Origin of the sequence: Luteibacter sp. UNCMF366Tsu5.1 (genome assembly GCF_900119235.1) — a bacterium.
GTDB lineage: Bacteria > Pseudomonadota > Gammaproteobacteria > Xanthomonadales > Rhodanobacteraceae > Luteibacter > Luteibacter flocculans.
In genome coordinates, this window is the sequence record NZ_FPIS01000001.1 from 578,226 (window position 1) to 590,831 (window position 12,606).

The window sequence follows — 12,606 nt, forward strand, 5'->3', positions numbered from 1 at the left end:
TCCGTCGCTCCTCCCGCTTGCAACGGTCATGCAGGGACCGCCCATGGATGCATCCGCATCGCCCAACGCCTTTGCTCCCCTCATTGCTTATCTGACGGACGACGTACGACGACGTCTCGCCGGTGACATCGCCGCCCAGGCCGGGCTCGACACCGCCGAAAGAGAGCTGGTCGCAGCGACCGCAGAGCGCGCCTTGCGCGACAACGCAGAACGCAAGCTCAACCGCGTGCTTCTGCTCGAACTGCACGCAGCGAAGCTGTCCGGCGATCTGCCTGAAGGCTCTGAGGCATCGCGTTTCGCCGCCTTTATCGCCCGCTCGATGACGACCGAGTTCATCGCAGCCATCGACCGACGTTACCCCGTGCTGAGGCCTCGCCTCGCTCGTGCCCTCGATCAGCAACGCCGGGCCATCGTCGCCATGGTGTCCCGACTGGAAGCCGATCGCGATACCTTGTCTGTCTTCCTCGGTGCCGATCTGGGCGCGCTGCGCGCATTGCACCTCGGCGAAGGCGACGTCCACGAGGGCGGGCAATCCGTAGCGCGCCTCACGTTCGTTGGCGGCACGGTCATGTACAAGCCGAGGTCGCTGCGTGTCGATGCGGCGTTGGATCGCTTTCTCGCCACGGCGCTGCACGAGGATGCATCGCGCATACGCGTTCCTGCGGTGCTCGACCGAGGCGATTATGGTTGGAGCCGGCATGTCGACCACGTGTACTGCGTCGACGATGCCGAGCTTGCTGTGTTCTATCGGAACATCGGCCATTGGCTCGCGGTCATGCGACTCCTGGGCGGTACCGACATCCACTACGAGAACCTGATCGCCTCGTCCACGGTGCCCTATGTGGTCGACGTCGAAAGCCTGTTCGTCACCGAGATCCCCCTGCCGCCCTCGCAAAAGGGCGAAGCCGTCGATCTTGCGCAGGCGCTCATCCGCTCGTCGGTCCTGCGGACGGGTCTTGTCCCCTTTCGCGCACCCGTTCTCGGGCTGGACGGCGTGGACATATCCGCCATCGGTGCGCTGCAAGGTGAGCAGCCGAAGATCCGCGTGCCGGAGATCGTCGATCCCGGAACGACGGAAGCCCGTGTCGGCCTGGTCAGTGTCGATATCGATGCCGGCAAGAACCATCCCTGTCTCAACCCCGACATCTCGCGCTTCTGGGAAGACATCGTCGTCGGCTTCCGCACGATGACCGAGGCTTTGGCGGAGCGGCATCGCAAGGGGGAACTCGCGCCTCTGCTCGATGCCTTCGTCGGGTGCCGGATCCGACGCATCCGGCGGCCGACGCAGGCGTACGTCGAGGTCATACGCATGCTCTGGCATCCCGCATCGCTGCATGACGAAGCCGCCGCTATCGAGCGCGCTCGCGACCTGCTTGCGAAGAACGCCGCCGTGTCCCCCGTGGCGCCGTCCGAGCCGGCGCTTATCGCCAACGAGATCGACGACATGCTTTACGGGGATGTGCCCGTCTTCGCCAACGTACTCGATGCGTCGCAGCGTGACGAGGTGTTTCGAGCCTGGCTGGACATGCGCGTCGAACTGGAGGAGCTGACCATCCGCGGCGCCCTCGTGACAGCTCACCTCAACGTTCGACTCAACGACGACAAGCGGTCTCCCTACGACCTATCTGCGCACCATCCGCATGCGAACGATCTGGATCGACGGCGGCGATCCATGGCTCGGCAGACGCTCGAACAGCTGTTGCGCCTCTCCGTGCGTGGTGACGATCGCACGATGACCTGGATCAGCCCGGTGCTGGGCCGCGGCGGTTGGCAGATGCGTACACTGCAATCCAATCTCTACGTCGGTCTTGGCGGCATCGTGCTGGCATTGGCGACCTATGCTGAAGAGATGCGCCAAGGACGCCTCGATGAGGTGGCGGGCGTCGGCGATGCGCTGGAGGGGGTGCTTCGGATTCTGCGCGCGGCCGAAGACGGCGATGAACCCGAGGCGATCGGCGGCTTCATTGGGCTCGGTTCGCAGGTGCAGACGTGGCTCGTGCTCGATGAGCTGATGCCTGGGCGTGGCTACGTGTCCCGTGCTGTGGCACAGGCCGCACGTATGGAACAGTGGAACATCGAGAACGAGCGCGTTCTCGACATTCTCGAAGGCGTCGGCGGTGCAATCGTTCCCCTGCTCAACCTTGCCGAGGCTACCGGCGATTCACGTTGGCTGTCACTCGCCGAGCGTGCCGGCAGGCACCTCGAAGCCACGGCCATCGTCGACGAACGCGGCGCACGCTGGCCCGCGTCGATCTTCGACGAGCCCATCGGTGGCTTTGCGCATGGCGCCACCGGCACAGGCTGGGCGTTGACGCGTCTTGCGCTCGGTAACGCCGGGACGGCCACCGATCGACAGCGTTGGCTCGCGCTCGCCGAGCGGGCGTTCGACTTCGAGGAATCGCTGTACGACACGGAGGCGGGCAACTGGATCGACGTTCGCAAGCCGGATAGCCGGGACTTCGCGAACACCTGGTGTCACGGCAGCGTCGGCATTGGCCTGGCGGCCTGCGATCTCTACGAACGTACGGGACACCCGCGTCACCTGGACACGCTGCGCCGCGCGGTGCGCGTCGCGGTCGAGGGTGGCTGGGGCCACAGTCACACGCTTTGCCATGGCGATCTCAGCAACTGGGAGCTGTTGACCCGCGCGTCGCGCATTGCCGCGTCCCAGGTGCCCGATAGCGGCATGCCGCCAGCGGCGATCGTGTTGTCGAGCATCGAGGAGCACGGCATTGTCGGTGGCCTGGCACGCGATGCGTTCAACCCGGGGCTGATGAGCGGTGTGTCGGGGTCGATCCTGCAACTGGCGCGCATGCACCCCGCATGCCCGGTGCCGTCGGCACTGCTGATGGAGTATCGCGTGGCGAAAGCGCCACTCGACGCGGCGCAGGAACCTGCGGTGGCCGCGATCTAGTGTTACGGTCCACGCCGTTGGCATGCCGAAAGTCATGCCAACGCTTCCGCCGTGGCGCGCATCCCATCGGCTCGTAGACCATCCGATGGGGTTCACCATGTGTCGTTGGGTATCCGCTGCCTTCCTGGCTGTCGTCTCTCTGTGCGCGGGCGCCCAGGAGGCTCCGCAGATGATGTTCCTGGGCTCCGGCCACCTGGCCAATCACAATCGTGACGTCGCCAATACGCATGTGGAGGACGTGCGCACCCCTGCACGGCAGGCCGAGATCGAGGCGATGGTCACGCGGCTGGCCGCCTGGAAACCCACGCACGTCGCCATCGAATTTCCCTATGCGAAGCAAGCGGAACTGGACAAGCGCTATGCCGATTACCGGGCGGGCCGCTATACCTTGACGGCAGACGAGACCGACCAGATCGGCCTGCGCTTGGCAAAACAGCTGGGTCTGCCACGTGTCGATGCCGTGGACTGGAATGACAACGCCCCTGGCAAGGACGCCGACTACGATTGGATGGCGTGGGCCAAGGCGCATGGCAAGGCCGATCTGCTGGAGGCAAGGGTCGCCCCATGGAAAGCTCAGGCGGCGAAGGAAACCGAGTACCTGAAAAGCCACAGCGTGACGGAGTGGTACCTCATGTGGAACGACCCGAAGCGTATGGCCGAGGACCAGAAGGGGTACTTCGATCTGCCGCAGTTCGGCGACGACAGCAACAACCCAGGCGCCGCATGGGTCGGTCAATGGTATGCACGCAACCTGCGCATCTTCACGCACATCCGCGCGCTCGCCACCAAGCCCGACGATCGCGTGCTGGTCATCTATGGCGCAGGCCACGGCCCCCACTTGCGCAAGGACGCCGTGGAGTCCAACGTATTCCGACTGGTTGAGCCGCAACCGTGGCTCACGGGGCAAGCCTCGGCGCGATAGCCTGTACGGGAACATCTGGATGAGCGGTATCGTCGATCTCCACGTCTCCGAATACCGTCCCGGCGGCCACATGGCCGGGCACCGCCACGACGAGGCCTGGTTCTGTCTCGTCGTGGAAGGCGGTTACGAAGAAACCATTCTCGGCATGCGCAATGTCCATGAGCCGGGCGATCTCCTGTTCTGCCCCGCTCATGCAAAGCACGAACAGCGCTTCGGCCAGCGCGGCGCGCGCAAGGTCATCTTCCATCCCAACGACACGCTGGCTGGCCTGCTGGCCGAGCACCATGCGCGACTGGACGGGCGCCCATTGATACGTCGGTCGGCCACGCTGCATGCGCTGGGATGGCGCATCGTTCAGGCCATGGCGGTCGAGGACGCATGCGCGCCGCTGTGTGCCGAAGGCCTGGCCCTGGACGTTCTGGCGGAAACCGGTCGCGGCATGGCAGAGCTGAGCATGATGGAGCCGGCTTGGCTGCGCCGGGTCCGCCAGTGCCTGCATGACGATCGAGCACGCGACTGGTCGCTGGCCGATCTGGCGGCCGTAGCAGAACGCCACCCCGTCCATCTCGCCCGCAGTTTCCGGCTCTTTCACCACTGCACGCCAGGCGACTACCTGCGCCGGCTGCGCGTGGAGCGCGCAGCGCACTTGCTGCGCACCACTCGGCGGCCGTTGCTGGACATCGCCCTCGAATGCGGTTTCGCGGGTGCGGCGCAGTTCTCCCGCTCGTTCCGCGCGGTGCACGCCGTGACACCCTCGGCCTGGCGCAGGTCGCGCTAATCCGGGTAAAGCGTTGCCTTCACGCGCCTGCTAGCGTGGGCCAATGAAAACCTTCATCCCATTCGTTCTGCTGGCGGTGCTCGTCGCCGCCGTTCACGCCGAAGACCGGCGCATCGATCCCCGCCTGTGGTTTGCGAGCTCCGCCGCCGAGGCGACGGATCGCACGACATTGTTGACGGACGTCGCGGCGCTGCCCGTCCTCGACACGCCCGCGCCCGGCGCGCTGCTCGACTATCTGCACAAGGCCGAACGTCTGCAGGCACGCGTTCAACGCCACGCGGCCTGGCTGCACCTGCGCACGGCCCAGGACATCGACGACCATGCCGCCGCCGAAGCGCGCCGTGCGGTGGGTGACGCCGGCGACACCGTCGTGGAACGCACTCGCCAGACCTTGCGCACGATTGGCGAAGACGGCTTTGCGAAGGACGTGGCTGCCCTGCCCGCGCTCGCGCGCTACCACTGGCTGCTGGAACGCGCCGTGCGCGCGTTGCCGCACGAACTTCCCGATGCGCAACAATCCATCCTCGATACGCTGTCCGACCAGGACAGCCAGACGTTCTGGAACATCTACCAGAAGACGCGCCGCGCCACGGCCTATGGCCATGTCCATACATCGCAGGGCGACCTCGATGTCGGGAAGGATGCCGACAAGCTTGCTTCCGATCCCGACCGCGGCGTTCGCGAACAGGCGTGGAAGCTGCGCCAGGATGCCTTGGCCGCGCAGGAGGAAACCTATGCGTCGATCCTGGTGGGGATCGTCCGCCTCAACGACCGCGTCGCCAAGCTGCAGCACTTCAACGATGCGCCGGAGGCCGCGTACTTCGCGCGTCTTTTTACCCGCGCCGACGTGGATGCCACGGCGAAGGCAGTGGAAGCCCATGCGCCCTTGCTACAGGCGTACCAACGCCTGCGCGCGGAGCATGTCGCACACGCGCTCGGCATCGAGCAAGCGCATAGCTGGGATCTCGCGATGCCGACGTCGGGGTTCGAGCCACCTGCTTTCGATGACATGCAGATGCGCCGCGTGATTCCCGAGGCACTGGCGCCGCTTGGTCGTGACTACGTGGCCCATTTTCGCGCCCTGCTCGACCCTGCGAACAAGCGCACCGACCTCGCCACCGTGCAGGGCACGCGCGAAGACGATGCCTTCTCTCTTGCAGCCCCTGGATCTCCCGGCGCGCTTTTTCTCGGCGTATGGAAGCCGACGGTCAAGGAAGCCAGCGTCGTGGCACACGAGGGCGGTCACGCGATCCACAGTCAGTTGATGGACGAGCGCGGGGTATCACCCTTCTTCAACCACGGCCCGAGCTGGATGCATGAAGCCATTGCTATCCTGAACGAGATGCTGTTCTACGAGTACCTCTATCGGCATACCGACGATCCCGCGGCGAAGGCGTATTACCTTCAGGCGCAACTGGACGAGATGACCTTCGAGATCTTCACCTCAGCCGAAGAGGCGCAATGGGAGGAAGGCATCTATGACGGCGTCGTTGCCGGCAAGATCCGCGGCGCCGCGGACATGGACGCGTTGACGCTGGACATCACCCGGCGGTTCGAGATCTGGCCTTCCATCGACCCGTCACTGGCGCACGCGTGGATCGGCAAGCGCCTGATGTTCGAGGATCCGCTGTATCTCGCCAATTATCTTTACGCGGGATTGTGGGCTACGCGCATGTTCGACATGGCCCGAAAAGATCCGGCCGACTTTCAGAAGCGATACGCCGCGCTGATGGCCGAAGGATTCGACGCCGCACCTGACCAGCTTCTCGCCCGGTTCTTCGGCAAGCCTATGACGCCCCCCGATCTGGTGGACGCGGACATGGCGGTCATCCAGGAAAAGGTGGATGCACTGGCACAGCTATATCGAAGGTTGCCTGGCCCGCCTTCCTCCCAACGTTGAAGATCGCGTTTCAACCTTTTTCCACACCCGCGCATCCTTCCCGTTAACGAATCCGCTCTCGGCCCTTGCGGCCGAGTCCGGCGTTTGCACACCCCATCGTCCACGGGAAAACACGATGCCGTTTCGCAAGCTCATCCTCTTGCTGATTTGCAGCGCGTCCATGGCTGCCTCTATTGCCATGGCACAGACGACCGCCGAGCCTGAGCAGGCGCGAATGGACCGCGTATTCCAGCGGCTCGGCACCCAGTTCGTTGCGGACGGCCGCGCCGACGGTGTGTCGATCGCGGTCGTCCGGAACGGTCGGCCGCATTTCTACAACTTCGGTACAACCACGCGTGGCAAGGACAGCCCGCCGACCGAGAACTCGGTCTACGAGATCGGTTCAGTCAGCAAGGTCTTCAATGCGCTGATCCTTGCGCATGCCGTGATCGAAGGAAAGATCCGATTGCAGGACGACATTCGACGTTATCTGCCCGGCGACTACCCCAACCTGCAATGGGAAGGCACGCCGGTGCGCATCGTCGATCTGGTCACGACGACCTCGGCCCTGCCCGACAACCTCCCCAATCCGTTCCCCGATGGGGTCGATCCGGACAAGGCGCCCTTCCTCGCGACGGAGGCGATGAGCCGCATCACGCCGGAACAGGTCTATGCCGAACTCAAGACGGCCAAACTCAGTCGCAAGCCGGGCACGGAGACGCAGCACTCGAACCTCGCACCCGTGCTCATGGGGCGCATTCTCGAGAAGGTCTATGACGAGCCGTACCAAAGCCTCGTGGCGCGCTACATCGAGAAGCCCTTCGGCATGCAGTCGGGATTTGGCAAGAGTCGGCAAGCGTTCGAGGTGGACGGCTACAACAAGCGGCATGTCGCGATGCCGCGGATGTACGAGGATGCGTTTCTGATGGCCGGCGGCCTGCGCTACAGCACGCGCGATATGGCGAAGTTCCTGACTGCGGAACTGGCAGCCACCGATCCCGCCATTCGCCTTACCCAGCAAACGGCTTGGGGCGATCCCGAAAAAACGTCCGCGATGGGCCTCAACTGGGTGCTCAGCCGAACTGTGGACAACAAGCCGCGCCTGCGCATGTCCGGTAGCACGTTCGGCTGTGCCAGCTACATCGAAATGTATCCGGCGCTCGGCTACGGGATCGTTCTCCTCGCCAATCGGCCCGGTGAAGCGCAGAACGAACTGCAGAACCTCGCGAACCAGGCGCTGGAAGAGATTTGGGGAAAGCCCCCGGCGTTGGCCGCGCTCGAACGCGCCTTGCAGGACGATCGTTCCGGCGATGCTTCGCGCGTGATCGCGAGGGTGAAGCGCAAGTATCCGGAGCTGCATCTCACGGAAGACTTCGTGAACACATGGGCCTACCGCCTATTGCGCGAAGGCAAAGGTACTCAGGCGATCGGACTGTTTCTCTACAACACGGAGCAGTGGTCGACCAGTTGGAACGCCTTCGACAGTCTGGCCGAGGGCTACGAGACGCTGGGCGACAAGCCCAATGCCATCGCCAACTACCGCAAGTCGCTCGTCCTCAATCCTTCCAACACTCACGGCGCCGACCACCTGAAGAAGCTGCAAGCCGGGCCGTAGGTTGTCTCTTCCATCGCCAGCAGGCTGGCTCCCACCGAGCTTGGGGCTACTGAGCGGCCGGCTTCCCCTTATCTGTGGGAGCCGCCATGGCGGCGAGAAGCCCACAGAGCAATGAAGCGGCAAGGCAGATTCCCCTCGCCGCCATGGCGGCTCCCACAATCTAGCGCCCTGACCTCGTTGCCATGGCGGCTCCCTCAGCCGTCCTGACTCAGGCCGTGGCGTGGACCACGCCGGGTTCCTGAGACTGGCCACGCCGCACATGCTCACCACACATCTGCTCGACCAGCGCCCGATGATCCGGTAGATCATCGAGGGCGCGAATGGCCGCTTGCTGGATCATGGCGAACTCGTGACGCGCGGCGGCCACATGCGGATACGCGCTGCGCATGGGTTCGAGATCGGTCTTGAACTCCATGCCGTACAGGATGTATTGCCAGCTGCATGGCATGAACATCTCCAGGTCGGTCACGAAGTCCAGTCGATGCGGCGGCCGGTGTTTCCACCGCGCCAGTTTTTCCTGCAGCGTGGTCGGAATCGTGGCGGGATCGGCATTGTCGATCCAGAACGCCGAGTCGCGTCGCTGGCTCAGGCAGTAGTGCATCTTGATGAAATCGATGATGCGGTCGTAGCGCGCAACCATCATGTCGTTGAAGTGGCGCGCGGCGCTTTCCATGCCATCCGTGTCGCTGGGCAGCAGATGGGAAAGCAGGTACGTCGCCAGTTCGATCAGTGCGATGCCGGTGGATTCCAGCGGCTCTACGAAGCCGCCTGCCAGCCCCACCGCCACGCAGTTCTTGCGCCAATGCTCGGGCCGATATCCCGTCTCGAACCGGATATGCATGGCCTTGAGGTTTTCGGCGGCCTGGCCGAGGTAACGTCGGAAAACGTCTTCGGCACGGTCGTCGCTGGTGTGGCGCGACGAATACACGTAACCCACGCCGCGCCGTTTCTGCAAGCCAATGTCCCAGGTCCACCCGGCCTCCTGGGCCGTGGAGATGGTGTACGAGGGAATCGGTGTATCCGGTGTGTCGTACGGCACCTGCATGGCGACGGCGCGGTTGGCGAACAGCACGTCCGCCCGGCTGCGGAACGGCGATTGCATCACGTTGCCGATCAGCATGCCGCGCAGGCCAGTGCAATCCACGTAGAGGTCTGCGGTGAGGTCGCCCTCCTCCTTCGTCACCACGCGTGCGATGGCACCCGTCTCATCCAGCTCCGTGCGTTCCACCGTCGCCACGTGCCGAACAACGCCGAGCGACTGTTGGCCGTGCTCCGCGAGCACGCGCGCAAAGCACGCCGCATCGAAGTGGAACGCGTGGTTCATCGGGCCTTGATAATCGCTGTCACGCGCACGTTTGGGTGCGCGAGAGTGGTCGACCAGCGTGCTCTGCATCGACACGGCATCGGCAAACGGCATGCCCTCCGGTGCTGCACCCAGCAGCCAGTACGGAAGCAGATCAGGACCGCCCGGGCGTTGGCTGGGTGCATTGAAGGGATGAAAAAAATGGTCGGCACCGGGCGTGCCCGGTGGGCGCACCCAATGGCGATAGTGGATACCTTGCTTGTACGTCGCAGTAGCGCCCACCAGGAAACGACGCTCGTCGAGTCCGATGGCCGCCAGCGTGCCGCGAATGGAAGGAAACGTCGCCTCGCCGACGCCGAGCAGGCCGATGTCGGGCGACTCCACCAGATGCACCTGCACGCTGCGCGGATCGAGGGCGTTCACTGCTTTGGCGAGGTAACACGCCGTCAGCCACCCGGCGGTACCGCCGCCCACGATCAACACGTTCTTGAGGCGCGCCATGATCTGCTCCCGCGGGTTGCTAGCGATCGATCAAAGAACAGCCGGGCCGCATCATGCGGGCCCGGCAAAGAAGCCATTCACGGGGAGAGGGGTGAGCGCTCGCCGAAGCGGCCCCAACGGAACGGCAAACGTCGGGCGTCCTGAACACGGGACGCCCTGGATGACGTCAGAACCACACACCGAGTTGCACACCGTAAGTGCGCGGCGCGAGGTACTGCGATACGTATTCCAATGAGCCGTCGGACATGAGGAAGCGCCCGGCGCTCGTACGGACCTTTCCATCGGACACGTTCTGCACGTACGCGTTGACCCACCACTTGTCGCCTGGCTCGCTGTAGCGCAGCGACACGTCGCCACGCGTGTACGCCTTCTGCCGGTCACCAGCGCCCAGGTTGAAGTAGCTCAGCCACTGCGAGCTCTGGTACTGAGCGCTGACGCGGGGCGTGAGGCGTCCCCCGTTGGCGAGGTGGAACGTGTGCTCGTAGATACCCGTAAGCGACACATTGGGTGCATGCGGCAGATCGTTGCCGGTCACGTTCGCGCAGTTGGCAAGGTTTGACTGCGGCGGGCATGCCGGCAGGCCCTGATAGTCGTTGGAGCCGGCGTAGATCAGACGACCGAGTTCCTTCTTCGGGATCGCCGAGAAGATGAGGTTGAAGCGGTCGTCGGTCTGCTGATACGCCAGCTCCGTCTCGAAGCCGAGCACCTTCGTGCTGCCGCCGACGTTGGAGAAGCCCAGGCCATGATTGCCGTCCGGATAGACGATGGGCGCGGAGAGCTGGAAGTTCTTGAAGTTCTCGTAATAGATGGCCGAGTTCCATGTCATGTGGCCATCGAGGAAGGTGAACTTGCTTCCGACTTCGTAGTTGGTCAGCGTCTCGGGCTTGTACAGCGTACCGGCGTCCTGCGTACCGCCCGACTTGTAGCCGGTCGATACGCTGGCATAGAGCAGGCCGTTCTCGCTGACGTCGGTGTCCAGGCGCAGCAGCCAGGTCGGCTTGCCCTTGCTGTACTTGGCTGTATTGCGCTGCGAAACGGAGAAGCCGTTCGACGGGTCCGGATACACGTCCGGCGAGATCGGCACCTGAGGCACGGTCGGATCGTAAGCCCAGCCCCAGTTGATACCGCCCTCGTTCTTCTTGGTGTCGTGCGACCAGCGCGCACCGCCGGTGAGGCGCCAGTGGTCGCTCAGATGCCAGGTCGCCTGGCCGAACAGTGCATACGACTCCACCGTCTCCTTGGGCTGGATGAACGAGCCCTGCCAGTTCACGGTGCCGTAGCGCGTACCGTTCATGATGGGGATATCGAAGCGGATGCTGTTGTCTTCGTAGCCGTAATAGGCACCCAGGATCCAGTCGACCGTCTGCGGACCGACGGACTTCAGGTTCAGCTCCTGGCTCCAGTTCTTGTAACGGGAGTCGTTGGTGCGATCGTCCTGGTAAACGCCATTGGTGGTGAAGCTGGTTGGCACGCTGACGCCCACATCCTGGTCGAAATCGCTTCGACCCGTGTAGTGGTTGTAGCCAGCGATGTAGCTGAGCTGCATGCTGTCGTTGATGTTCCAGTCCATGCGGCTACGCAGCGTCTTGGACGTGCGGTCCAGGTACGGCGCGGTGTCGATCAGTGCCGACCAGAAATCCTGCCCCTCGCGCGGCTTCTGCATGAGGCTCATGCTCGGCGTGCCGCGGTCGACGAAGTACTCGTACGACAGGTTCCACTTGAACGCATCGCTGGGCTGCCACAAAGCGCTGACACGCGCCGCAGATTGATCCTGCGAGTTGTACTTGTCGCCCCGCTGGACGTACTGGCCGGGATCGATCGGCTTGAAGTTGGCGAGCGTGCCGCCGGACGCCGACGACGCAAGATACGCCTGCTGTTGCTGCGCGATGCTGGGCAACTGGCCCGACGGATTCTGGTAGTCGACGTAGCCGTCGTGCTGTTCGTGCACCACGGCAACACGCATGGCGAACGTGTTGCTGATGGGAAGGTTGAACGCAGCGCGCGCGCCCACCTGGTTGTAGTTGCCCGCGCCCACCTGCGCGTTGCCGTAGAAGCCCGCGCCGATATCCGGCTTGGCCGTCTGGAAGCTGATGGCGCCGGCGGTGGAGTTGCGCCCCCACAGCGTGCCCTGCGGTCCACGCAGCGTCTCGACGCCGTCCATGTCGAGGAGCAGGCCGGATGCCGCTTCGGCACGCGGCGCATAGACGCCATCGACGAAGGTCGCCACTTCCGGATCGGCGTATTCGGTCTTGGCGCTGTCGTTACCGATGCCGCGCAAGGTCAGCGTCACGACACCGTGGTCGCCCTGCGACGTACCCTGCAGGCCCGGTACCAGTTTGGTCAGGTCCTGCACGGTCATGACCCGCTCTCGGTCGAGGGTATCGACGGAGATGGCGGTCACCGCCACGGGCGTCTTCTGCAGCGGCGTTTCGCGCTTGGTCGCGGTCACGGAGACCGCGTCCAGATTCTGGATTTTCTTCTCGTTGCTGCCCTGCTCTTTCGTCGGCGTGCTCTGTGCGGTGGTGTCCTGTTCCGCCGCCAACAGCGTGCCTGGCGCGATTGCCAGCGTGATGGCGACATACAACAACTTGCGATGCAGATTCATTTGGCTCTCCCCGTCCATCGTTCGGATAAATGTTGTCCGCCGCACTACCGGTCTAGACAAACGTTTTCCCTACGTCCCCATCGACACGC

The 12,606-nt window shown here is 64.0% G+C and carries 7 protein-coding genes; 5 read left to right on the top strand and 2 right to left on the bottom strand.

Features of this window, described 5'->3' with window-relative positions:
• Positions 1–43: 43 nt before the first annotated feature.
• From BT115_RS02495 to BT115_RS02515, 5 genes are all read left to right on the top strand, one after another.
• A complete protein-coding gene (locus BT115_RS02495) occupies positions 44–2,914 on the top strand; it encodes a type 2 lanthipeptide synthetase LanM family protein (RefSeq protein ID WP_072320962.1) in 2,871 nt (956 codons plus the stop codon).
• A gap of 97 nt (positions 2,915–3,011) precedes the next feature.
• A complete protein-coding gene (locus BT115_RS18615; protein ID WP_177257357.1) occupies positions 3,012–3,836 on the top strand; it encodes a DUF5694 domain-containing protein in 825 nt (274 codons plus the stop codon).
• Between the two features lie 19 nt (positions 3,837–3,855).
• Positions 3,856–4,614: an AraC family transcriptional regulator gene (locus BT115_RS02505; protein ID WP_072320963.1), complete on the top strand. Its 759-nt coding sequence runs from the start codon at positions 3,856–3,858 to the stop codon at positions 4,612–4,614.
• A 43-nt stretch (positions 4,615–4,657) separates the two neighbouring features.
• Positions 4,658–6,514 carry a M3 family metallopeptidase gene (locus BT115_RS02510; protein WP_072320964.1) on the top strand — a complete coding sequence of 619 codons (1,857 nt, stop codon included), beginning with the start codon at positions 4,658–4,660 and terminating at the stop codon, positions 6,512–6,514.
• Between the two features lie 115 nt (positions 6,515–6,629).
• Entirely contained in the window at positions 6,630–8,108 is a 1,479-nt protein-coding gene (locus BT115_RS02515) for a serine hydrolase domain-containing protein (protein ID WP_072320965.1), read from the top strand.
• 208 nt (positions 8,109–8,316) lie between these two features.
• Here the strand turns inward: BT115_RS02515 and BT115_RS02520 are convergent, their stop codons facing one another.
• Both BT115_RS02520 and BT115_RS02525 read right to left on the bottom strand, forming a co-directional pair.
• Positions 8,317–9,912, bottom strand: a complete 1,596-nt coding sequence (locus tag BT115_RS02520) for a tryptophan halogenase family protein (RefSeq protein ID WP_072320966.1) — start codon at positions 9,910–9,912, stop codon at positions 8,317–8,319.
• 166 nt (positions 9,913–10,078) lie between these two features.
• The gene (locus BT115_RS02525) at positions 10,079–12,517 is read right to left on the bottom strand and encodes a TonB-dependent receptor (RefSeq protein WP_072320967.1); all 2,439 of its coding nucleotides are present in this window, start codon (positions 12,515–12,517) and stop codon (positions 10,079–10,081) included.
• Positions 12,518–12,606 lie beyond the last annotated feature (89 nt).